The following is a 23,309-nucleotide window of genomic DNA, read 5'->3' as shown; positions in this document are numbered from 1 at the left end:
CAACCTTTATCAAATGAAACGAGACCAACCATGGGCCTTTTCTCCCGGAAAACCAGCACCGATCCGCACCTGCCGGAACTGACAACCAAACAAGCCAACAAACTCCGCGAACTCTGCGTCTCGGCCCTCCATAAGCAGGGAACCACCGTCACCGACGCCGGAGACCACCTCGACGCCGGAAACGGACAACGCTTCGGGCTGTTCGCCGTCGTCCGCAAAGCCGAAGCACTGCCGGAAAAGGACTGGCCCGCAATGGTCGAACAACATTTCGCAGCTGGCCTGGACACCGCTCACGCGTCCCAGGTCAGTGTCGCAGAACTACATGAACGTGTGTACCCGAAGTTCATCGCCCCGGAAACCATGGACTGGATGGAAAGCCAACACGGACCAACCATCTACTCCTACGTCCGCCCCACCGCCAGACTTCCACTGCTCATCGCGCTCGATTCCCCGGAATCCGTCTCCTACGTCACAGCAGAGCAGGCCGAGTCCGCGGGCGGAGCTGACCTCCTCTGGGAAAAGGCCTTCAGCAACCTCATCGCCGGCGGCCCAGGCCAACCAGAAGAATTTACCGACGAAGGCGGCTCCTTCCTCGTCTTCGAAACCGAATCCGTATACCAAGCGTCCTGGATCGCGTGCATGGACAAATTCGTGGAACTGCTCGGCTACAAACCAGGCCCCCTCGGCGCACTGGTTACTATCCCCGCGACCAACATCCTCTGCCTGCACCTGATCAGCGAAGCCACCAGCATCGACGACTTCAAAGCGATGCTCATGTTCGCAGGCGCCGTTCAATCCCAGCACCCATCCCCGCTGGCCCCGCTCCTCTACTGGTGGAACGGTGAGACCGTAGAACCAATCTCCGGAAGAGACGGCGACGACGTAAACCTCTACCTACCCGACGAACTCCTCAACGTACTGCAACGCTAAGGACCCCAATTCTTTTGCAGCCGTCTGATCGACCTCGCCGCGGAAGGAGTTGTACCTACGCCGGCGACGGACCGGGCTTTTCAATCCGAGCCCGCGCATGAGCTTCAGCACGGTCTTCTTCGACAGTGTCCATCCCTGTCGAAGGAGCATGGCCAGGACGCGTCGATGCCCGTAAGCGCTTCGCGCCTGCGCGAAGACCTGACGAATGGCTTCTTTGAGTTCCGGGTGCCGATCCGGCCGGGTGAGCCGGTTGCGGTGGTCGTAGAACGTGGAGCGGGGAATCTTTGCCAGGTGCAGCAACAGCGGCAACCGGTGATAGGCCTTGAGGTCATTGATCGCTTGAACTTTCAGCGTCGTTCCTGTGCCCTCAAGGCCCGCAATTTCCCAGATATGCCACCTCCGCACGCAACCGCTCGTTCTCCCTTCGGAGTTGCTCGACCTCGCTCTCGGGAACTGGATTCTCGCGATTGACCGGTGGCTGGCCTCGTTTCTTCGGGCGTAAGCCGTCTTCACCGTCACGCCGGTAAATTCTCGTCCAGTTCGTGACGGTGCCGGGAGAGGGAAGGTCGCACTCCTTGGCAAGGACGCGTCCGGACACGCCCTGAAGATGAAGTCGCACGATCAAGAGCTTGGTTTCTATGTCGTACTGCCTACGGTCTCTTGTCGTCAGCGCACTCGATCCTCGTATCTGCCATCGTTGATACAACATTTGGACAGGGTTAGGTGCTAAATCAAGAGTCAATGCGACGGACTTCGCAGTCAGCCCTTGCTCGAACAACTCGATAGCCGACACGGCATCGGATTGACTCAACATGCTGCTCAAGTACATCTGACTACTCCTAGAAGAAGGATCCTAAATTGGGTGTCCAACTTTCGGGGACCGGTCCACTGCTGCGCCAGTACTTCCCCAAAGGCACGGACCTGAGCATCCACAGCGCCGCAGACCTCGACTGGGTCGCCCAGGTCAACGACCGACCATGCAAAAGACTAGAGTTCAGAAAACCGATCGAATTGATCGAAGGACTCCTGTTGCAATAACCGCCTGAATCCGCCGTGCCCACAACGCTTCACGGTTTTCGCTCCTCTTCATTGGAATCAGGACCTTTTGATTCACCGTCCGCTTCGTGCGGAATGACGACAACTTGAACATCATCTTCATAAAGGACTTTGCCGGGATCGGTTGAATAAAAAGCACGGCACGGGACCTCATGCCGGCGCAGAAGATCGATATAGAAATCTATTTTGTTTAACAAGTGTGTGGCCCTGATTTTGAACCACGCCTGTGCGCCCGGGGCTGCGTAGATCGACGGCTCAGGCGTTACGTAAGCGGCGTCGTAAAAGTCGTTGGCGCTGCGCCAACGACCCCAATCTTCAGAGCTGAGGCTGCCCTCCTTCGCCAATCGGTTCGCCAGGGCGAAGATCCCAAGGTAACGCCCTTTGGCATCAGGTGTACTCGACTGGTAGCGCACAAACCCATGATCCATACCGAGTAGCCAACCATCAGCGCTATTGGATCACTGGGATTGACGACGAGGCGTCCGTTTTAACCTTTCCTGCTGCCGGCCGGGTCGGTACTCGACTAGCCGCCAGCCAGCCGCCCCTCCGAACGTCGTCGCAGGGACATCAAAGCGAGCGCGTACAACAGGCCGCGGGCCACACCGAATAACCATGGGAAAGGCAGGTCGAAGCCCAACCAGAACACCGCCTCCACAGGCAGGAGGGCCAGCCCAAGAACCAGCCCGGACTTGCGCCCCCTCCACGCCAGCCAAGCCGCCCACGACGCGGTCAGGACTACGGCGAGGAACACCATGAGCAAAGCCACAAAGGCCCATTTTTCCAGGCCGTCCCAGGGACCCGCGTACATCGGGAACAGGTCCATGAACATGGGCAGGTACCCATTCTGGAGGAGGTAGATGCTGACTGGAATCGCCGGGATCCCGAACGCCGCAGCGTAAATCCATGTCAGCACGGCCGCTACACGCGACTTATGCACAGCCTTCCTCGTTTCGTCCAGTCCCAGCGGTTTCGACCTCTAGTCGAGCCGGCTAAAACCAGTGTGGAGCAGGGCGTTCCTCGGTGGAAGTGGCCAGCGGTTTCGATCCTAGGAACACTCATAGCTCTAAAGGATCCCTGCAGATCAAGTTCCGGGGGCAGGAAATCCTTTACGTCCACTGATTGATGTCGGAGTATGGAGTTTCATGCCGCCCAAACTGGCTCGGAGTCGAGGAAAGGGAAAGTGCTCGCATGAAAGAAAGCCGGTCCAGCCGAGCCACCGAGGATATCGCTTTCGCACAACTAGCCGGCTCATTCGTTGCCTATGCACTTATGCTGTTGGCGTTCCTTGTCCTCCTCATATTCCGACCCAGTGCCTACGACCCCAGTAGCTACTGGGCCATAGCACTCATGGCGTTCCTCTTAGTTACCGCACTCGTCATCGTCATAGTACGAGGCGTGCGAGGCCTGAAGCGCCTCAACGCATCGGTAAAGGAGGACCGCCGACGTATCGCCGCTGATCTGCCACTAGAGCGGGAAGACCTCCAGCCACCAGAAACACCGTCCGGCCGCCGGGCGGAATAATTAAGCCAATACTCGATCCCCCGGAGTCTGTGCACGTCCATCGAAAGTCGGAACCTCAGTCACCGTGCTCCTGTTTCTGGCCGACTCTTCCACCGCCGCCAGCACCCGCTGGATCTGGAGTCCGTCGTCGAACGACGGCGACGGCTGGCTTCCGTCGCGGACGGCAAGGAGGAAGTCGCGCACCTGGTGTGTGAAGGTGTGTTCCCAACCGATGATGTGCCCCTGCGGCCACCATGCTGCAGCGTACGGATGCTCCGGCTCATTGACCAGGATCCGCCGAAATCCTTGTTCCCGCACGGGCAGCGTAGCGTCCAGAAAACCGAGCTCATTCAGGTTCTCCAGGTCGAACGTCAGCGAGCCCAGTGAGCCGTAGATTTCGATCTTGAGGGAGTTCTTCTGTCCGGTAGCAACCCGGGACGCCTCCACCGAGGCGCTGATGTTCCCCGTCATTCCAAGGGTGGCCCACGCGGCGTCGTCGACCGTCACTTTCTCCAAACCTTCGGGGCCGGGACGTTCGGCAACAAAGGTCCGCATCGTTCCGGTCACCTCGGTGACGGTTTGGCCCGTCAGATGCTGGACCTGGTCGATGGCGTGGGAGGCGATATCCCCCAGGGCTCCGGAGCCGGCGGTTTCCTTGCGGAGCCGCCAACTCATGGGGGTTTCGACGTCGGAAAGCCAGTCCTGCAGGTAGGCGGCACGGACGTGCCGCACAGTTCCGAGACGCCCTTCGGCAATCAACTCGCGGGCCAACGCCAGCGCAGGGACGCGGCGGTAGTTGAAGCCGATCATCGACTGCAAGCCCCGGGCCCGAGCCGATGCAGCCGCGTCCGCCATCAACTCAGCCTCATCCAATGTGTTCGCGAGTGGCTTCTCGACCAACACATGCTTGCCCGCTTCCAAAGCCGCGATGGCGATCTCAGCTTGCATCCAGCCCGGTGCGCAGATGTCCACAATGTCGATGTCGTCCCGCAAAATCACGGAACGCCAATCAGTGGCGGACGCGGCCCAGCCATATTTGGCGGCGGCCTCGGCCACCGCCAAGGAGTCCCGGCCAACGAGCACTTTCTGCTCGAAGGCCGGTACATCGAAGAAGCTGGCCACATTCCGCCACGCATTCGAGTGAGCCTTGCCCATGAAGGCGTAGCCAATGGCGGCCACGCCCAACGGACGGCCAGCGGGAAGATGGGAGGTGGTGGTCATCGTCCTACGCTTCCTCGAACCAGCCCCGGGCAGGGTTGGAGACCTCGGGTGCTTCCCGGAAAACGCCGGGCTGGGCAACCCAACCGACGCCGTTGGCGATGACCTTCTGGATCTGCGGCTGGTGGTACACCGGGTATTCCTGGTCGCCGGGGCTGAAGTAGAAGATCCGGCCCTTGCCGCGGGAGAACGTCACACCGGAGCGGAACACTTCGCCACCTTCAAACGAGCTGATGAAGATCAGGTCATCGGGCTCGGGGATGTCGAACAGTTCGCCGTACATTTCCTGCTTGGGAATGACGATGGGGCTTTCAATTCCGGCTGCGATCGGGTGCGAAGGCTTGACCGTCCACACAAGCTCGCGTTCGCCCTCGTTGCGCCACTTCAGCGAGCAGGTAGTCCCCAACAATCGGGTAAAGATCTTGGCGAAGTGCCCGGAGTGGAGCACCACCAAGCCCATGCCGCCAAGCACGTGGCGCTGCACGCGCTCCACCACCTCGTCGGTCACTTCCCCATGCGCAATGTGCCCCCACCACAGCAGCACGTTGGTCTGCGCGAGAACTTCTTCCGAGAGCCCGTGCTCCGGATCGGCCAAGGTGGCTGTGGAGATTCCGGCGTCCGGGTAGTAGGCCCGGAGCCCGGCGGCGATCGCTCCGTGGATCCCTTCCGGGTACATCTCGCCCATAGTTGCCGGCTCGTTGCGGGCCTCGTGGACGGCTTCGTTCCAGACGACAATCTTTAATTTCGAATCAGACATCAGAGCACCACTTCACGTTGTTCAAGGGCGGATTTGTAGCAGGCATCGAGTACCAGGGCACGGCTGAGGGCAAGGGACCCGTCATAACTTCCCCACACAGTCTCGCCACCGCGCACGGCGGCAATGAAATCGTCGACGACGGCCTGGTGGGCTCGCCCGGGTTCGGCCACCACCTCGAAGTCGGCGTTCTCGCCGTCCTTCTCAGTGAAGACGTGCACGTCCGCTACCGGGTTCTCGGAGGCGCCGACCGAGCGCAAGTCCGCTCCGCCGTCGGTCCCGTAAACGGTGAAGTCCATCAGGTCCCGCTCGTCGCGGTACGTGGCCCATCCCGCTTCCAGGATCAAAGTACCGCCGCCTTCCAGCCGGATGAACGCCGATGCGAAGTCTTCCACTTCAAACTTATGACTCGAGTTCGAAGCTGTGTAGCGGGCGTTGCCGCCGAGGCCGCGCGGGCCGAGTTCGGAATGAGTCGATGCCGAGACTGCCAGAACCTTCGGCTCCCCCAACAGATGAAGGGAGTAGTCCAGCACGTGGACGCCAATATCAGCCAGTGGACCACCACCGGCGAGTTCCGGGTTGGTGAACCAGCTGCCCAGCATCGGAATCCCCTGACGACGGAGCCATGAAGCCTTGGCGTAGTACGGGCGACCCAGCGTGCCGGCGTCGATCACTTCCTTGAGCGCCTGGATGTCGCCGCGGCGGCGGTGGTTGAACGCGACGTCCAGGACTCGGCCAGCCTTGCGGGCGGCGTCCACCATCTGTTGACCTTCGACGGCGTTGCGCGCCAACGGCTTTTCGCTCAGCACATGCAGTCCGCGCTTGAGCGAAGCAATGGCGATCGGCGCGTGCAGGAACGTGGGCACGGCGACGCTGACGGCGTCGAGACCTTCCAGCTCGATCATGTCTTCCCAGCGGGCGAAGGCGTGAGGAATGCTGTACTCCTCCTTCAGCTGGGCAAGAAGGTCAGCTTCCATACCGGCGACGGCGACAATTTCGACGCCGGGAATGGTGCTGTACGCCTTGAGGTGCTGCTGGCCGGCCCAACCGATGCCTACAACTCCCACCTTGAGGGTTGCGGACGGGGCCTGCTGCTGAATGCTCACGTTGTTCCTGTTCTTTCTGGGGTTTCTAGGTTCGGGATGAAAAGGCGCTAGCCCTTGACCGCACCGGCGGTCATGCCGGAAACGATGCGCTTCTGGCACAGGAGCACGAGGATGACGAGCGGGATGGTGATGATCACCGAGGCGGCGCTGATGGTGCCGAGTGGTTGATCGAATTCGCTGGTGCCGCTGAAGAAGGCAATCGCGACCGGGACGGGACGGGATTCCGGCGAGGTGGTCAGCGTGACGGCAAGGAGGAATTCGTTCCAGACCGAGATGAACACCAGGATCGCTGTCGTCGCCAGGCCGGGAACAGCCAGCGGCAGGATCACCTTGCGGAAGGCGACAAACGGTGTGGCGCCGTCCATGTACGCGGACTCCTCAAGTTCACGCGGGATCTCCTTGAAGAAGGACGTCAGCGTGTAGATCGCCAGCGGCAACGCGAACGTCAGCTTCGGGATGATGAGGCCGAGCAGGGTGTCGTATAGCCCGATCTCGCGCCAGATGGAGAACATCGGGGCCGCGATGGCGATGGCCGGGAACGTGGTGACCGAGAGGATCAGCGTCAGGATCATCGCCTTGCGGCGCATCTTCAACCTGGCCAGCGCATACGCGGCGAAGGACGCGAAGACCAACGCCACTGTTGTAGTCACGACGGCGATAATCACCGAATTGCGCAAGGCCAGGAGGAACTCGGGGTTCTGGAAGACCACCAGATAGTTCTCGAGCGTCGGCTGGCTCGGGAAGAGCTCGCCTTGGGACAGGCTCGCTCCCTTCTTAAGGGAGGTGTTCACCAACCAGTAGAACGGGATGAGCGAGAAGCCCATCACGGCAATGACGAACACCCACACCATGGGATGCAGTTTCGATTCCCCACGCAAGCGACGCTTCGGCAACTTGGGGCGCTTGGCGAGTTCCGCCGTCGGGCGTTCTGCAATCAGCGTGCTCATTGTTCCTCCTTCGCGACGTCGCGGATGTTGCCGCCAGCGAAGCGGACGTAGATAACCGAGACCACCATGACGGTGAGGAAGGTCAGAATGGACAGCGCCGAACCCTCGCCCACCAGCCGGTTTTCGCGCAGCTGGGTGTAGGCGAGCATGGACATGGATTCGGTGCCGTTGGCGCCGCGGGTGAGGACGAACGGCAGGTCGAAGACGCGGAGGGCGTCCATGGTGCGGAAGATCGCGGCGAGGACGATAGCCGGGCGCAGGAGCGGCAGGGTGATGTTGACGAAGGTCTGCCACTTGCTGGCGCCGTCGAGTTCCGCGGCCTCGTACGTTTCGGCGGAGATGACCTGCAGGCCGGCCAGGATGATGAGCGCCGCGAAGGGCGTGGTCTTCCAGACGTCAGCCATGACGATCACGGCCATCGCGTAGCCATGCTCACCTAGCCAGACGACGTCGCCGCCCGGCAGCCCCAGTGTGGAGAGGACGTTGGTGACCAGGCCCATGTTGGGCTGGAACATCGTTTGCCAAGTGATCGCGCTGACCACGGTGATGATCGCGTACGGCAACAGCACCACGGTGCGAAGGACCGCTCGGCCCTTGAACGCGAGGTTGAGTAGGAGCGCCATGGCGGTGCCGAGGATGAGTTCCAGGCTCACGGAGAGACCCGCGAAGAGGAAGGTTTGGCCGAACGCCGCCCACCACTCTTGGCTTGCGAGGGCGTTGATGTAGTTTTCCAGCCCGACAAAGCGGGACAGCCCGGCAGTGCGGACGCTGTACTGGTTCAGTGAGAGCCAGATTGCGTAGCCGATGGGGACCGCCGCAACCAGCGCCATGATGACCAGCGACGGCGCGGTCATGCGGAAGGCGAGCTTGCGCTCGGCGCGGTCGCGGCCGCTTGTGTTTGCCGGCGCGCCCCTTGGGCCGCGGCCCGGTAGGAGCGTCTTGATGGCCATGATCAGAAGCTCGCCTTGGCGGTGGTGATTTCCTCGGCCATCTTCTGCACGGCTTCCTCGGTGGAGGCGGTGCCGGAGAGGACGGCGTAGACGTTCTTGTAGATCGCCTGCGAGATCTGCGGGTAGACCGGGGAGATTGGGCGCGGCTTGGCACCCTTCACGGAGGCGAGGAGCTCGGTTGCGAACGGCATCTTCTGCAGTACCGCGGCGTCAGAGTAAGCAGCTTCGTTTACCGGGGCCTGTGAGTAGTCCATGGCCACGTGCTTCTGCCAGTCCGGGGTGGTGGCGAAGTCGATAAACGCGACAGCCCCGGCCTGGTTGGTGGAGTGGGCCGAGATCGCGAGGTTCCAGCCGCCGAGCACGCCGGAGGCCTTGCCGCCCTCCCAGGCCGGCAGCGGCGCGACCGCGAAGCTGGACGCCAGCGGTGTCGCGTTGAGCAGCCGGTACACGTGCGGCCAGTTGCGCTGGTATCCGAAGTCGCCGGACTCGTAGGCGAGTCGGGCGGGGTCCTCGTTGTAGGTGAGGACAGCGCGGTCGGCTGAGCCGTTCTTGAGTCCGTTGCTCATGAAGTTGAGGACGTCGCGGGTTTCCTTGGAGTCGATTGTGACGTCGCCCTGCTCGTTGAGAACTTCGCCGCCGGCGCTGTAGAGCATTTCGAGGAAGTTCACCGTGAGGCCCTCGTACTGCTTGCCCTGGTAGACGTACCCATTGCCGGGAGCTTTGGCGGCTTCTGCGTAGAGCTGCTGCCAGGACCCGGGCTTGGCTACCTTGTCCTTCTGGTAGTAGATCAACCCGGCATTGGTGAAGAACGGCGAGCCCCAGTACTTGTCCTGGTACTTGGTGGTTTCCACAGTGGAGGGAATGAGCCGGTCCTTGTTGGCCTCCACCAGCTTGGTCTGGTCCAGCAGCCAGCCTTGAGAGGCGAACTCGGAGGTCCAGATGACGTCCGTGATGAAGAGGTCGCACTCGGTGGACTTGCCCTCGAGCCGCTGCACGATCTGCGTGCGGGCTTCGTCCGTGGTGGCGCCGATCTCCGTGTACTTGGCCGTGACCTTCCCGTTCGCCTTGGTGAACGCTTCCGCCGTGCCCTTGTAGATACCGCTCGCGTCTTTCACGCCGCAGATGTTCACGGCACCGCTGGCATTAGCGCCCGACGCCGGATCGGCAGCTGCCGCTTGCTCGGCACCTTGGGGTGCGGCTCCCCCGCCGCACGCGCTGAGGAGGAAGGCTGCGGCTATTGCAGTGGCGGCTAGGGCTTTTGGTGTTGTGGCTTTGTTCTGGAGCGGAGAGGCAGGTCGGTTCAAGTCCACGAGTGGCTCCTTTGGTGGCTGTGGGTGGGTGGCGTTCAGTGCGCGTTTTGGCTGTCCCGCGTGCTGAGGGTGGCTTCTTTGCCGGTGACGCTCTTGATCAATGGAATCGATTCCAAATGTGTTCAAAAGGATCGGCCTCGCGGCCGTGGAATCGATTCCAAAGTAGTGTGACAGGGACCACTGAGGGCTGTCAACACTCTTTATTTCGTGGAGTCTCGGATGACGAGTTCGTGCGGGAGGAAGGTTCTTCCCCTGCGATGCGAGCCCTCGACTGTCATCCGCTCCAGTAGTTCAGCGAAGGCTACGCGTCCCATTTCGTAGGCCGGCTGCCGGACCGTGGTCAGCTCCGGGACGCACATTTCTGCTTGGGCTGAGTCATCGAAGCCTGCCACGGCGATGTCTTGTGGAACTCTGAGTCCGGCATCCGTAAGTTCCCGAACGCACCCGGCGGCGACGACGTCGGTTCCGCAGAAGACCGCATCCGGAAGGGCTTGTGTTTCTAGGAGCTTCTTCGTGAGGCTACGGCCAGCGTGGAAGCCGAAGTTACCTTCGCCCAAGAGGATCTGGTCCGGCTCCAGACCCGACTCAGTGAGCGCCTGGCGGAAGCCTTCTTCACGCAGCCGACCCGAGCGGGCTCCTCTGTGGGCGAGCATGGTCAGCTTCTTGGCGCCGGTGTTGATCAAGTGCTTGGTGATGTCGTAGGCGGCTTGGCTGTCGTCAATGGACACCCCGAACGCGGCCTCGGCGTCGACGATTTCACAGACCTGGATCACGCTCAGTTGCTCGGCGACTGTGTTGACTTCGTCGTCCGGCATCGTCGGCGAAAAGAGAACCAACCCGTCGACGGAGCCGTTGCGTAGCATGTCCACCAATTGTTGCTCGCGATCCAAGTCTCCATCGGTGGCCGCGATGAGGCTGACGTAGCCCGAATCTGCGGCAGCGTCGCCGACGCCACGGAACACTTCACTGATCACAAGCGAGTCCAGGTTCTTTGCCAGGGCGAGGACCCGCATCGTGCGGTCTCTTCTGAGGTCCCTCGCCGAAGCAAGAGGACGATAACTAAGCTCCCGGATGGCGGCGTTGACCTTTCCCTTGGCCGCATCACTGACAGCCGGGCTTCCATTCAAGACGCGGGAAACCGTCCCCACGGACACGCCCGCCGTCCTGGCGACGTCCTGAACTGTCGGCCGAGCCATTCATTTGTCCTTCCGCGAGCAGTGACGATGGTCCTTGCCGCCACAGCACCGCCGTGCCCACTATAGCGATCTTGTGCATGTCAGAAGTCGTCCACAGGCAAGCATCGGGTCACAAGTTCCGTTGCCGGGCAACTCTGGATGCCCAGCCCCAAGATGGCCACTTCCCGAATGCCCTCTCGTCCTGGCTCGGAGCGTGGCTAGGCAGTCAGTTGTGGCAGGCTCCGAAGTTCCTCGCTCCCCACACCCCACGCCGTTTGCCGTCGTCCCCTAAGCACTCACCACAAGCCCCAATCAAACTAGCGACACAGGTTTCGGTAGCACTCACCGCAAATGCTGATGTCATCCGTCACCTTGAAGTCACCACAGTGAGAACATTGATCAAGCTCGTCAGCCTCGTAAACTACGGAGCAAGCAAAGCACGCATGATGGATGTCGGGCCGACGAGCGAGAGCCACTCCCGAAACCAGAGCTTCTGACGCGCACTCCAGGCAGTCACGGACAGGAAAGTCGTCACCGTCCTTCATGGATCTATACCGACTAACCGATAAGATCATGGCCGCATATTGCTCCGCACACTCATTAGCAGGCGCAGAAAAGTAGCAGAATAGGCACTTTGGCGGCTCCGGCTCATCGTCAGTAAGTACCAACGCGAACTGGAAGCATGAAGGGCACTCTAGGACCACCGGCTTGGTGCTCAGAACACCCCGCAATTCCCGCATGCGCTTTTCGGCAAGATCCTGTAGATCTCCATACGCGGCATTGATTAGTTCCTGCGTAGCTTCAATGGCAGGCAATGCGGCTGGTAGGAGGTGAGGCTTGAGGTGCTCCTCAAGGAATGTAGCAACAAAGCTGAGTCCGGATGCAATTACGACTCGCGCTGAGGCCGCGGAAGATGGTGCAAAATGAATGACTCTATTTCGAAGGTCAAAGACCTTCTCCGCCGGCGCAGAATCAAAATCGATACCGACAAGGTTCTTCAGTCGATGAATAGCCTGCTTTGCTGAAACACTCTGAAACTGACCCAGGTTGAATTTGGTCGCACTCGCACTAGCTGGGTCATCGAAAACTTGAGACCAATGCTCACGAACCAAGCGCGCCTTGAACAAAATCTCAATGCCGGAAGCCATGAAAACCGCCGCATACTTATTATCACGCTCAAGGGAACTCTGCCCGGAACGCAACTCCTCAACGGCACTTCGAACAAAGTCGAGTGCATTATCAAGGAGATCTTGTTCAAGCTGCGCACTGTTAGCAATCATTCGCTAATGATAACAGCAGACGCATACTTAATACGAGAATTAAGTGATCCAGCCGAAATTGCAAAGTGATCAGCCTATCGATAACGAACTGATAGACAAACTTCGAGTCTCACAATGACTAAATTTCCACAGAAATCGCGGCTGTTATTGCACTTGATACGGGCGTCCAGAGGTCTACCTCAACTGAGGGAGATTCAATTCCTACAATAAGTGAATAATGCACACCGGCCGAGCTTTGGTCTTGACTCGGGCGGTCCTTCCACCACCCCGCAACCGGGTAGATAGCGACTGCTTCCTTGCTAGCAAGCTCCACAGCCGGCCCGGTCCAGACATCGGTGTGAAGGGAACCAGACGATTGCTGCTGATTCGTCCCAAATAGCCATCGTTTTTCTGAATCGCTACTCAAGCTCAGACGCTTCTCCCCGTCAGCGCGCGCCCGCGTGTTAATGCGCTTTCGGAAGTCGTCAATTGTCTCTTGGGGGCGACGGACGGCAAAGCGCAATCCGTGGGAAGGGTAGATGTAGCGCCCCGTCCAGCCACGGCTCGATGGGTTTGGTTCAATGAAGTACGAAAGAGTGACACGCATACGCACGTCAACTTCGCCTAGAGCCTCGAGTTCGGCCTTTGGCCAAGGAAGAGCATGTAAGTTCATTTCACGGACTTTTCCTGCGCTCGAATTCCCTTCGCGCTCGAACGGGCGAATCTGCGATTCGGCAATGAGAGTCAGAGCGTCAGCTGCGCTATACAAAGCCCGAGACATTTGCGGAACACCCATTCCGTACCTACGCAGACGGCTGACTCTCTCGGTTCGGTTCGGTGCACTCAATATTTGATCCCACATTGCAGGAGTCCACTCAGCTGAGTGGACAATCAGTGCGCGTACTGTTTCCATCCGCAATGAAGGATAATCCGCCATTATCTGAGCTGCCATGGAAGCAACCTGAGCCGTGGCCGCCGACGTATCACGGGTTGTTGTAAAGACACCCTGCGTTTGGCGCTGAAGTCGAGTTGTAAGTAACGCCAAATTCTCCGGCGTCTGCGCTGTACTCGAACCTGGCAGTACAGCCACGTTCCCTCCTTCAGCCACGACTTCCGGCTTGAAGGGCCACTTTTTGCGGTCAAACGAAACTGAGGTGCGGCTAACAGCAGCCAGTTGGCCCTTCTGGACTAGCGGCCGATACCCGGCGAAGACCGAAGGAGCTCCGGACATGTCATCTTTATCGGTGAACGCACCTACGGTTAGCGCGTTCCAGGATTGCCCAGGGTCCTCAACCGGTTCGACGTCACTTCGGGCCAAGTGATCGTCGTCTGACCCCACGTCACGTATATTGCCAGCAGATATGACAAACAGGCGTCGGCGCCCAACCTGATCACGATCGAGATACGTGAAACGCGGGTCTGAATCATCTATTGAGCGACCGTATGCCAGAGCGTCCACGGTCGCTGACCAGGACGTTGGCTTGCCATCCTCCGCCTGCGCCGAGAGTACTTCCGAGGACATGTTACCTACGTGTCTTGGGGCGGTAACAGCCAGCATAAAGACACGAAGGCGACTTGGAGCTTCGATTTCCGGTCGATCCACAGAACGAGCCGTGACCGCTCCGTACAGGTCTCGATCGTTGGACCCCTCGTCTGGAAGGAACTTCACAGATTCCAAACGATGCTTCAACCTCACGGCGTGTGCACTGACAATAGCGCCATGAAGATCGCTGTATAGAGCGAGTCCCGCCATCTCAGTCGCGTGCCCATGCGAGGGCCTGGCAGGCCACAGCGGGTTGGCAACGTGTATATCGGCCGCGTTGAGTGAATCTTGCAAGAGCGGGTGACTTTCTTGGACACCCGTGTCCAAAATACATACGGCGGGCGCATCGGGTTCCGCGGTCTGCAATCTCCCGCGTAGCTCGTCTACCCACTCGCTTTGCTCAAACGCGGACAACTCCACAAGTAAGCTCGCGACATCATGCGGGCGTCTCAGCTCAGCGATATCGTCCAAGGCTTCAAAGACACCCGTGAGATCAGCAACTGTCGCTTGAACGAGCAGAACAGTGCGGTCGCCGAAGCCAAGGTAGTGTTCGCTAGTTCTGAGGGAATTTTGTTCTGCAAACGCAGTGATTCGAGCAAGCTCGGCCCCGTCGCGATGTCTAAGCCAGACTTCCCACCAATGGCGAGTAGCATCACCAGTCGGAAACAAATGCTGCGCGTCGGTCCAGAGTTCCCTGATAGTGGCCCTCCGGATGCTGGCTATTGCATCGATCAACGCTGCATGTTTTGCCTTCTCTTGATCTGAAGACTCGACATATTTGTCCAAGCGCTTCAGAAAATACGCCTTCTTACCGTCTGGTACGAATACAGTGGCGACTTGAATGTTGCCCGCTGGCGTGTCCTGTTCAGACACCGCCACAAGTTCCGGTTGCTCTCCGCGCGCCTGTGGATCGAAGCTTTTCAACGCCAGTTCGAGACCAGGGAACGATTCAAACGTGATGTACGTCCCGGTCGTCTGCGCAGCATCAGTCCCTGCATCCGGATTATCGATTGCTTCAATAAACTCTTGCCTAAGCCTCCTGCCGTGCACCATGCGGTCTCCAGAGAACGCCTCCGGTTCAGACCCACCACCCGACGAACTCAGTGTGAATGGTTCACTCGTAGGCGGGATTGGAATGAAGAGATGCTTCTTGTCTCGAACGGCCATGCTTCTAGGTGATCTTCTCCGTCTGTGCGCGTGGCCGCATACGATCTGTCAAAGCCATAACAAGATCCCCAGTGACTATCAGCTTTCGACCGTCCAAGATCGACCTCTTTGCCGCATTTTCCGCTGCCAATGATACATCCGCATGGCTAAGGCCTGCCGATGCTTCAAAAATTTTGTTCCAACCTAAATTACTGACACGAAATCCTGCCAGACGGTTAGAAATTACCGCCTGTATCAACGCATGATCCGGAAGGGGCAATGACATGACCATATCGAAACGTCGGTAGAGTGCGCGATCGAGAAGTTGCGGATGGTTCGTCGCCGCGATCACAATGCTTTCCGAAGTATCCTCTTCCAAAAACTGGAGGAATGAATTCAGAACGCGCCGAATTTCGCCCACGTCGTTTGCGGCAGCTCGATCACCCGCCAATGCATCTATCTCATCGAAGAGATATATTCCACGTGTCTCCACAAGCGCATCAAAGATCAGTCGTAATTTTGCCGCTGTTTCGCCCATGAACTTTGTAATAATGGCGTCCAGTCGGATGGCGAATAGGGGAAGACCCAGCTCGCCTGCTATCACTCTTGCGGTTGATGTCTTGCCCGTCCCTGGGGGCCCAACAAGCAACACTCGCCTTGACGGTGCTAAGCCGTGCCGAGACAGCACCTCTCGCTGGCGTTGCTCAAGGAGGATCTGGCGCAATCGATCCGAGACTTCGGGTGTAAGCGATAAGTCGGCCAGTCTAGCCTCCGGGTACGAGACTGAAAGCAGGGAGGCCAACTCCCCCCGTGGCTGCGCAACGGGAACAATAGACGCAATCCGCGACGAAGTGACTGTGCTCCGACGAAGGCTGTCGATAAGGTCGCGCAACTCTTGTGCAAACCTATCCTGACCCGACCGGGCTGCTTTCGCTGCTACCTGCATGGCGACGGAATAGAAATGGGGATCATCGCCGTCGGCGTGACTTTTAACCAAGGCCTTGAGCTGATCGTTTGTAGCCACAGGCTGTCCTCCCATCGTCTCTCCCTACACCCAGCGACTTACAACGGCGGGACTCTGCCCCAAGTCTAACTCGGCCCGGCGACGGCGGATGAAGGCACTCCCTAACTCCTAGAGCTCGGTATCTCGCTCCCCCACACACCCCCTTGACTCCCACCCCCACCTTCCCTAAACTTTTCATAAAGCAGAATCTAAATTCCACAAAGCGGAAACGAGCCGAGAACCAGCCGGCCAAGCCAAGCAACCCGGAAGATAGATCCAAGCCCCTCCTCGGAAGGACCTACGATGACGTACACAGTGAACTGCTCCATCCTCCTGACGGAGCTGCCCTTGCTCGAGCGCCCCGCCGCCGCGAAGGCAGCCGGTTTTGACGCCGTCGAGTTCTGGTGGCCCTTCGCAACCTCCGTCCCCACCGACGCACAAGTAACCGAATTCGAGAACGCCATCAAGGACGCCGGCGTTCAGCTCACGGGCCTGAACTTCAACGCTGGCAACATGCCCGGCGGCGACCGCGGCCTGGTTTCCTGGAAGGGACGTTGCTCCGAGTTCAAGGACAACATCGACGTCGTAGCCGGCATCGGTGAGCGCCTGGGCTGCAAGGCCTTCAACGCCCTCTACGGCAGCCGCCAGGACGAGTTCACCCCTGAAGAGCAGGACGAGCTCGCCGCAAAAAACCTCGCTGCTGCAGCGGAAGGCGTCGCCCGCATCGGCGGCACCGTCCTCCTCGAACCGGTCAGCGGCGCACCCAAGTACCCGCTGCTCACCGCCGAAGACGCACTCAAGGTCATCGCCCGCGTCAAGGCAGAATCCGGCGCACAGAACATCAAGCTCCTCGCCGACTTCTACCACCTGGCAGTCAACGGCGACGACGTCGAATCCGTCATCGAGAACCACGCCAAGGACTTCGGTCACATCCAGATCGCCGACAACCCCGGCCGCGGTGCTCCCGGAACCGGCACGCTCCCCCTCGGCGAATGGATCGCCCGTAGCCGCGAACTCGGCTACGACGGCTACATCGGCCTCGAGTACAAGGAACCGCAGGAATCGGCCTTCAGCTGGGCCATCCGCCAGCGCGCCAACGCCAACTAAGCACCGTGCGCCCAACTAAGTAGCAGCAGAGCGCGTTTAGAACCCTCAAAACGCGCACTAATGCGACCTAGTTGGGTTAGCACACCCGGGTTAGCGCACTCGAGTTAAAAGACACACACAGACTTCAGACACACACAGACTTCCCCAGAAAGAGAACCACAATGAGCAACGTTGCAGTCATAGGACTCGGAATCATGGGCCTCCCCATGGCCATCAACCTCGTCAAGGCCGGCCACACGGTCACCGGTTTCAACCGCAGCCAGGACAAGATCGACAAGCTCGTCTCCGAGGGCGGCCAGGGTGCCACCAGCATCGCGGACGCAGTCAAGGACGTCGACGTCGTCATCACCATGGTCCCGGACTCCCCCGATGTTGAGGGTGTAGTCAGCGGCAAGGACGGCGTCTTCGCCAGCGCGAAGAAGGGCACCATCTGGATCGACGCATCCAGCATCCGCCCGGACGTCGCCAAGCGCCTCTCGGACGACGCCACCCAGGCAGGCATCCGCCCGCTCGACGCTCCTGTATCCGGCGGCGAACAGGGCGCCATCGACGCCGTCCTGTCCATCATGGTCGGTGGCTCCGCGGAGGACTTCGAGGCAGCACAGGATGTCCTCAACGCTGTGGGCAAGACCATCGTCCACGTCGGCCCGTCCGGCTCCGGCCAGACCGTCAAGGCAGCCAACCAGCTGATCGTGGCCGTCAACATCCAGGTTCTCGGCGAGGCCATCGCCTTCCTTGAGGCCTACGGCGTAGACACCGACGCAGCACTGAAGGTCCTCGGCGGCGGCTTGGCCGGCTCCAAGGTCCTCGACCAGAAGGGTCAGAAGATGCTCGACCGCAACTTCGACCCCGGCTTCCGCCTGGCCCTCCACCACAAGGACCTCGGCATCGTCACCTCCGCAGCCCGCGAAGCTAACGTCGCTGTCCCGCTCGGCGCAGTCGTCGCCCAGCTCGTCGCCGCAACCGTCAACCAGGGCGATGGCGGCCTCGACCACTCGGGCCTCTTCAAGCAGGTCCTCCAGCTCAGCGGCCGGAAGTAAGCACCCCGGCAAAAGCCGGACAGAAACGAAAAGCAGGGAACCCGCCGTCGTACTTAAACGACGGCGGCTCCCTCACCACACCCAAAAACACCACAGACTTCGCCCGCAAGGGCAAAAACAAGGAGTACACCATGGCAAAGATGCGTACCGTCGATGCGGCCGTAGCCATCCTGGAAAAGGAAGGCGCCACCGAAGCTTTCGGTCTGCCCGGCGCAGCGATCAACCCCTTCTACTCAGCAATGCGTGCCCACGGCGGCATCCGCCACACGCTGGCCCGCCACGTTGAAGGCGCCAGCCACATGGCTGACGGCTACAGCCGGGCAGCGGATGGCAACATCGGCATCTGCATCGGCACGTCGGGCCCCGCAGGCACGGACATGATCACTGGCTTGTACGCAGCCCAGGCCGATTCCATCCCCATGCTCTGCATCACCGGCCAGGCACCCGTGGCCAAGCTGCACAAGGAAGACTTCCAGGCTGTGGACATCGAGTCCATCGCCAAGCCGTTGACCAAGTTCGCCATGACCATCCTGGAACCGGGCCAGGTTCCCGGCGCGTTCCAGAAGGCTTTCCAGCTGATGCGCTCGGGTCGCCCGGGCCCGGTTCTGCTGGACCTGCCCATCGACGTTCAGATGGCCGAGATCGAGTTCGACATCGACGCCTACGAGCCACTGCCGGTGGAGAAGCCCAAGGCTTCCCGCAAGCAGCTCGAAAAGGCACTGGACCTGCTGACCGCAGCCAAGCACCCGCTGATCGTTGCCGGTGGCGGCATCATCAACGCCGGCGCATCGGCCCAGCTGGTTGAACTGGCCGAGATCCTGAACGTTCCTGTTATCCCCACCCTGATGGGCTGGGGCGCCATCCCGGACGACCACCAACTCATGGCCGGCATGGTTGGCCTGCAGACCTCGCACCGCTACGGCAACGAGACGTTCCTGCAGAGCGACTTCGTGATCGGCATCGGCAACCGCTGGGCCAACCGCCACACCGGCGGTCTGGACACCTACACGGCCGGCCGTAAGTTCGTGCACATCGACATCGAGCCGACGCAGATCGGTCGCGTTTTCTCGCCGGACTTGGGCATTGCGTCCGACGCCGGTGCGGCGCTGGATGGTCTGTTGGAGCTGGCTCGCGAACGTAAAGCCGCAAACGAACTGCCGGACTACTCGGGTTGGGTTGCCGAGTGCCAGGAGCGCAAGGGCTCCCTGCACCGCAAGACCAACTTCGACAACGTGCCCATCAAGCCGCAGCGCGTGTACCAGGAGATGAACAAGGCCTTCGGCCGCGACACCACCTACGTGTCCACCATTGGTCTGTCGCAGATCGCCGGCGCACAGATGCTGCACGTATTCGGTGCCCGCAAGTGGATCAACGCAGGCCAGGCCGGCCCGCTGGGTTGGACCGCTCCCGCTGCTCTGGGCGTTGTTCGTGGAACCCCGGATGCCACCGTTGTTGCCCTGTCCGGTGACTACGACTTCCAGTTCATGATCGAGGAACTGGCCGTAGGCGCGCAGTTCAACCTGCCGTACATCCATGTTGTGGTGAACAACAGCTACCTGGGCCTGATCCGTCAGAGCCAGCGCGGCTTCAACATGGAACAGAACGTTTCCCTGGCCTTCGAGAACATCAACAGCCCGGAGACCAACGGCTACGGCGTGGACCACATCAAGGTTGCCGAGGGCTTGGGCGTCAAGGCCATCCGCGTTGAGGACCCGAATGACCTGCCTGCCGCTTTCGACAAGGCCAAGGCACTGATGGGCGAGTTCAAGGTTCCCGTGGTTGTTGAAGTGATCCTGGAAAAGATCACCAACATCTCCATGGGCGTTGAGATCAACGGCGTGAACGAGTTCGAAGAGTTGGCAGAAACCGCGGCGGACGCTCCGACCGCCATCCTGACCAAAGCGTAAGTAACAGTAGAAGAAGGGAGGCACCGGAATGCGTGTTGTCATCGCCCCGGACAAATTCAAGGGCTCGCTGTCCGCGCCCGACGTCGCCAAGCACCTGGCAACAGGCCTGCTGGCGGGGTTTGGTTCCAGAGGATTTGAGGCAACACGCATTCCGGTGGCCGACGGCGGCGAAGGAACCATCGACGCCGCCATCGGCTCCGGCTTCACCCGCCGGACCACCACCGTCACCGGGCCGCTCGGCGAGCCCGTGAAGGCTGACTTCGCGGTGCGGGACCAGGAAGCAGTCATCGAAATGGCGGCAGCTTCCGGTCTCGCCCTCCTGCCGGCCGGCCCCACGTCTGAAACGGCTCGCAAAGCCACCAGCATCGGAACGGGTGAACTCATCCGCGCCGCGCTGGACCTCGGCTGCCGCAAGATCATCCTGGGTGTGGGCGGCAGCGCCAACACCGATGCCGGCGCAGGAGTCCTGCAGGGCCTCGGCGCCGTTTTCCTGGACGAGAACGGCAACGAGCTTCCCGGCGGCGGTGCCGCTCTCGCGGAAATAGACAGCATCGACTTCTCCAACTTCGACGTCCGCGTTGAGGCCACGGAGTTCGTGTTGGCGTCCGACGTCGACAATCCCCTTTTGGGGGTCAGCGGAGCCCCAGCCATCTTCGGCCCGCAGAAGGGCGCGACGCCGGACGACGTCACCGAACTGGACGCGGCGCTGAGCCACTTCGTCGATGTCCTCGCAGCAGCAACCGGGCAGCATGCCAAGTACGCAGCCAAGGCAGAAGGTGCTGGAGCAGCAGGCGGCGTTGGCTACATTGCCATCGCGGCACTGAAGGCAGAGCGGCGGCCGGGCATCGACGTCGTGCTTGAATTCACTGAACTCGAGCGCAGGCTCAAGGGAGCTGACCTGGTGATCACCGGAGAAGGCAGCCTGGATGAACAAAGCCTGCTCGGCAAGACCCCCATGGGCGTCTCGCGGGCGGCACAAAGGAACGGGGTTCCCGTGATCGCAGTGTGCGGTCGGAGTACCCTGAGCCGGGAACAACTCACGGATGCCGGCTTCCACACGGTCCACGCACTGACCGATCTGGAAAAAGATGTCCAAAAATGTATCGCTGAAGCAGGTCCGTTGCTTGAACAATTAGGTATGCACATAGGCGTGTACCTGGCGGAACGGACCGAAAACAAGGAGTACCTCAATGTCTGAAGCAATCGGCGCCTATGACCTCGTTATCCGGGGCCAGCGCATCCTGACCACCGCCGGCCTCGCAGCCCGCGAAGTTGGCATCCGCGACGGCATCATCGTCGCCATCGAACCCCTGGGCAACGGCCTGACGGGCAACGAGGTCATCGAACTCGCAGACGACGAGACCCTCATCCCCGGCCTGGTGGACACCCACGTCCACGTCAACGAGCCCGGCCGCACCGAGTGGGAAGGCTTCGCCTCCGCCACCCGTGCCGCAGCTGCCGGTGGCGTGACCACCATCATCGACATGCCGCTGAACAGCATCCCGCCCACCACCACCGTGGACGGCCTGGAGCAGAAGCGCGTGGTCGCAAAGGACCAGGCGTTCGTGGACGTCGGATTCTGGGGCGGTGCCATCCCGGGCAACAAGAGCGACCTCCGCCCGCTGCACGACGAAGGCGTCTTCGGTTTCAAGTGCTTCCTCCTCCATTCCGGCGTGGACGAGTTCCCGCACCTGGACGCGGACGAGATGGAAGAGGACATGAAGGAACTCAAGTCCTTCGACTCCCTCATGATCGTCCACGCCGAGGACTCCCACGCAATCGACCGCGCCCCGCACCCCGGCGGCGACCACTACGAAACCTTCCTGGCCTCCCGCCCCCGCGGCGCCGAGAACAAGGCAATCGCCGAGGTCATCGAACGCGCCCGCTGGACCGGCGCCCGCGCCCACATCCTGCACCTCTCCTCCTCTGACGCACTGCCGATGATTGCTTCGGCAAAGCGCGACGGCGTCAACCTCACCGTTGAGACGTGCCCGCACTACCTGACGCTCATGGCCGAAGAAATCCCCGACGGCGCCACGGCCTACAAGTGCTGCCCGCCCATCCGCGAGGCCTCCAACCGCGAGCTCCTCTGGAAGGGCCTGCAGGACGGCACCATCGACTGCATCGTTTCGGACCACTCCCCCTCCACGCTGGATTTGAAGGACCTGGAGAACGGCGACTTCGCTGTGGCCTGGGGCGGCGTTTCCTCGCTGCAGCTGGGCCTGTCCCTGATCTGGACCGAGGCCCGTCACCGCGGCATCCCGCTGGAGCAGGTCGTGTCCTGGATGGCCGAGAAGCCCGCCGCCTTGGCCCGCCTGCACAACAAGGGCCAGCTCGCCCTGGGCTACGACGCCGACTTCTCCATCTTCGCCCCGGACGAAGCCTTCGTTGTGGACGTCACCAAGCTCAAGCACAAGAACCCGATCACGCCGTACGACGGCCGTCCGCTGGCCGGCGTCGTCCGCAAGACCTACCTGCGCGGCACCCCGATCGACGGCCAGAACCCCGGCGGCAAGCTGCTCCGCCGCGGCAACGTTTAGGTCCACCGTCATGGCAGTCAATGCCTACGGGCCACCGCCGTCGCGAGGACCCGCAGCACGCGGCCTCACAGCCCGCGGGTCCTCCGCGGGGCGGCGGAGTGGCCTGAATGATCGGTCTGGCCTGACGGCACACGGTCTGGCGCTCTGGGTCAACCCGGCCGAGGGCGACGAGATCGATCCCGCAGTCTGGGAACGGGCCGCACGGCTTGTGCTGGCCCGCGCCATGAAACTTGCCCCGGAGGCGGAAGTCCGCATCTGGCCCGCCACCGGGGCAGAGCACTCCGGCGTCGGCGACACTTCCTGGGGCGGCACTCCGCAGGAAGCCGCCGACGCCGGTACCAACGGTTCGCTGTCACTTGCCGATGCCCTCGCGGAGGCCCGCTCGGTGACTCGTTCGAAAGCCGCTTCCGACGGCGGCGACCGCACCGAAGCGGGCGACAGCACCGCCGTCGAGCCCGTAACGTTGGCGAGCCGCCGCAGCCAACTTGCGGTGGACCTCGCCGCTGAAGTAGTGCTGCTGGACGGCGAGCCTGTTTCCTTTACTGGCATGGAATACAAGCTGCTGCGCTACCTCGTGGTCAACTGCTCACGGGCCATCAGTCGTGAAGAATTGCAACGTTTCCTGGAGTCATTTGACCTCCCCGGCGCGGCATTTCGCTCGATCGACGTTTATGTTGGAAGGGTGCGGCGGAAGCTAGGCTCCGCCCGACACACCGTCGCCACCGTCCGTGGTGGCGGCTACCAGTTCGTGCCAGGCCCCTATGCCACAGTGCGCGGACCTGCGGAATACAGCATCTAAGTTCGCTGTTCAGTCCAAT

General features: G+C 60.9%; 21 protein-coding genes and 2 pseudogenes. 9 read left to right on the top strand and 14 right to left on the bottom strand.

Features of this window, described 5'->3' with window-relative positions; translation table 11 throughout:
* Nucleotides 1-30 precede the first annotated feature (30 nt).
* Complete coding sequence (locus AC0J5Z_RS05710) at nt 31-930, top strand: hypothetical protein (protein ID WP_475038062.1); 900 nt, start codon at nt 31-33, stop codon at nt 928-930.
* Here AC0J5Z_RS05710 and AC0J5Z_RS05705 read toward each other — a convergent pair.
* Nucleotides 895-1,335, bottom strand: a complete 441-nt coding sequence (locus AC0J5Z_RS05705) for an IS3 family transposase (protein ID WP_475038060.1) — start codon at nt 1,333-1,335, stop codon at nt 895-897. The two genes, AC0J5Z_RS05710 and AC0J5Z_RS05705, sit on opposite strands and share 36 nt — an antisense overlap.
* Nucleotides 1,298-1,639, bottom strand: coding sequence for a transposase (locus tag AC0J5Z_RS05700; protein ID WP_475039577.1), 342 nt, complete (start codon nt 1,637-1,639; stop codon nt 1,298-1,300). Before AC0J5Z_RS05700 ends, AC0J5Z_RS05705 begins: the two co-directional genes overlap by 38 nt.
* A gap of 170 nt (nt 1,640-1,809) precedes the next feature.
* Between AC0J5Z_RS05700 and AC0J5Z_RS05695 the strand changes: the two are divergent.
* A pseudogene (locus AC0J5Z_RS05695) lies at nt 1,810-1,968 on the top strand (IS30 family transposase); the annotation flags it as partial.
* A 29-nt stretch (nt 1,969-1,997) separates the two neighbouring features.
* On the opposite strand, the gene AC0J5Z_RS05690 reads toward AC0J5Z_RS05695, so the two are convergent.
* Both AC0J5Z_RS05690 and AC0J5Z_RS05685 read right to left on the bottom strand, forming a co-directional pair.
* Entirely contained in the window at nt 1,998-2,414 is a 417-nt protein-coding gene (locus AC0J5Z_RS05690; RefSeq protein ID WP_475038056.1) for a hypothetical protein, read from the bottom strand.
* A gap of 95 nt (nt 2,415-2,509) precedes the next feature.
* A complete protein-coding gene (locus AC0J5Z_RS05685) occupies nt 2,510-2,923 on the bottom strand; it encodes a hypothetical protein (RefSeq protein ID WP_475038054.1) in 414 nt (137 codons plus the stop codon).
* 251 nt (nt 2,924-3,174) lie between these two features.
* Between AC0J5Z_RS05685 and AC0J5Z_RS05680 the strand changes: the two genes are divergently transcribed.
* Nucleotides 3,175-3,507: a hypothetical protein gene (locus tag AC0J5Z_RS05680; RefSeq protein WP_475038050.1), complete on the top strand. Its 333-nt coding sequence runs from the start codon at nt 3,175-3,177 to the stop codon at nt 3,505-3,507.
* On the opposite strand, the gene AC0J5Z_RS05675 is transcribed toward AC0J5Z_RS05680, so the two are convergent.
* The 10 genes from AC0J5Z_RS05675 to AC0J5Z_RS05630 form a co-directional block, all read right to left on the bottom strand.
* Entirely contained in the window at nt 3,508-4,707 is a 1,200-nt protein-coding gene (locus tag AC0J5Z_RS05675) for a Gfo/Idh/MocA family protein (RefSeq protein WP_475038046.1), read from the bottom strand. It abuts the gene before it with no gap.
* A gap of 4 nt (nt 4,708-4,711) precedes the next feature.
* Nucleotides 4,712-5,461 (bottom strand): ThuA domain-containing protein, encoded by a 750-nt coding sequence (locus AC0J5Z_RS05670; RefSeq protein ID WP_475038042.1) that lies wholly within the window; start codon nt 5,459-5,461, stop codon nt 4,712-4,714.
* Nucleotides 5,461-6,564: a Gfo/Idh/MocA family protein gene (locus tag AC0J5Z_RS05665; RefSeq protein ID WP_475038039.1), complete on the bottom strand. Its 1,104-nt coding sequence runs from the start codon at nt 6,562-6,564 to the stop codon at nt 5,461-5,463. Before AC0J5Z_RS05665 ends, AC0J5Z_RS05670 begins: the two co-directional genes overlap by 1 nt.
* 47 nt (nt 6,565-6,611) lie before the next feature.
* Entirely contained in the window at nt 6,612-7,511 is a 900-nt protein-coding gene (locus tag AC0J5Z_RS05660) for a carbohydrate ABC transporter permease (RefSeq protein WP_475038035.1), read from the bottom strand.
* Entirely contained in the window at nt 7,508-8,461 is a 954-nt protein-coding gene (locus AC0J5Z_RS05655) for a carbohydrate ABC transporter permease (protein ID WP_475038032.1), read from the bottom strand. Before AC0J5Z_RS05655 ends, AC0J5Z_RS05660 begins: the two co-directional genes overlap by 4 nt.
* 2 nt (nt 8,462-8,463) lie before the next feature.
* Nucleotides 8,464-9,771 (bottom strand): ABC transporter substrate-binding protein, encoded by a 1,308-nt coding sequence (locus AC0J5Z_RS05650; protein ID WP_475038029.1) that lies wholly within the window; start codon nt 9,769-9,771, stop codon nt 8,464-8,466.
* A gap of 200 nt (nt 9,772-9,971) precedes the next feature.
* Nucleotides 9,972-10,967, bottom strand: a complete 996-nt coding sequence (locus AC0J5Z_RS05645) for a LacI family DNA-binding transcriptional regulator (protein WP_475038026.1) — start codon at nt 10,965-10,967, stop codon at nt 9,972-9,974.
* Nucleotides 10,968-11,263: 296 nt separating this feature from the next.
* Complete coding sequence (locus AC0J5Z_RS05640) at nt 11,264-12,226, bottom strand: hypothetical protein (RefSeq protein ID WP_475038025.1); 963 nt, start codon at nt 12,224-12,226, stop codon at nt 11,264-11,266.
* Between the two features lie 118 nt (nt 12,227-12,344).
* Entirely contained in the window at nt 12,345-14,915 is a 2,571-nt protein-coding gene (locus AC0J5Z_RS05635; RefSeq protein ID WP_475038024.1) for a S8 family peptidase, read from the bottom strand.
* 4 nt (nt 14,916-14,919) lie between these two features.
* Complete coding sequence (locus tag AC0J5Z_RS05630; protein ID WP_475038023.1) at nt 14,920-15,918, bottom strand: AAA family ATPase; 999 nt, start codon at nt 15,916-15,918, stop codon at nt 14,920-14,922.
* A gap of 282 nt (nt 15,919-16,200) precedes the next feature.
* On the opposite strand from AC0J5Z_RS05630, the gene AC0J5Z_RS05625 reads away from it, so the two are divergent.
* The 6 genes and pseudogenes from AC0J5Z_RS05625 (at nt 16,201) to AC0J5Z_RS05600 (ending at nt 23,290) form a co-directional block, all read left to right on the top strand.
* Complete coding sequence (locus AC0J5Z_RS05625) at nt 16,201-17,004, top strand: hydroxypyruvate isomerase family protein (RefSeq protein ID WP_475038022.1); 804 nt, start codon at nt 16,201-16,203, stop codon at nt 17,002-17,004.
* Nucleotides 17,005-17,138: 134 nt separating this feature from the next.
* Nucleotides 17,139-18,044 (top strand): annotated as a pseudogene (locus tag AC0J5Z_RS05620) (2-hydroxy-3-oxopropionate reductase); the annotation flags it as partial.
* A gap of 131 nt (nt 18,045-18,175) precedes the next feature.
* Nucleotides 18,176-19,951 (top strand): glyoxylate carboligase, encoded by a 1,776-nt coding sequence (gene gcl / locus AC0J5Z_RS05615; RefSeq protein WP_475038021.1) that lies wholly within the window; start codon nt 18,176-18,178, stop codon nt 19,949-19,951.
* A gap of 28 nt (nt 19,952-19,979) precedes the next feature.
* Nucleotides 19,980-21,149, top strand: coding sequence for a glycerate kinase (locus AC0J5Z_RS05610; RefSeq protein WP_475038019.1), 1,170 nt, complete (start codon nt 19,980-19,982; stop codon nt 21,147-21,149).
* Complete coding sequence (gene allB, locus AC0J5Z_RS05605; protein ID WP_011776129.1) at nt 21,142-22,491, top strand: allantoinase AllB; 1,350 nt, start codon at nt 21,142-21,144, stop codon at nt 22,489-22,491. Before AC0J5Z_RS05610 ends, allB begins: the two co-directional genes overlap by 8 nt.
* A 10-nt stretch (nt 22,492-22,501) precedes the next feature.
* Nucleotides 22,502-23,290: a winged helix-turn-helix domain-containing protein gene (locus AC0J5Z_RS05600; RefSeq protein WP_475038018.1), complete on the top strand. Its 789-nt coding sequence runs from the start codon at nt 22,502-22,504 to the stop codon at nt 23,288-23,290.
* Nucleotides 23,291-23,309: the final 19 nt, after the last annotated feature.

This window comes from Paenarthrobacter sp. TRD_SC_7, assembly GCF_056156245.1.
The sequence above is the reverse complement of the archived record's forward strand: the minus strand, read 5'-3'. Positions and strand labels throughout refer to the sequence as shown.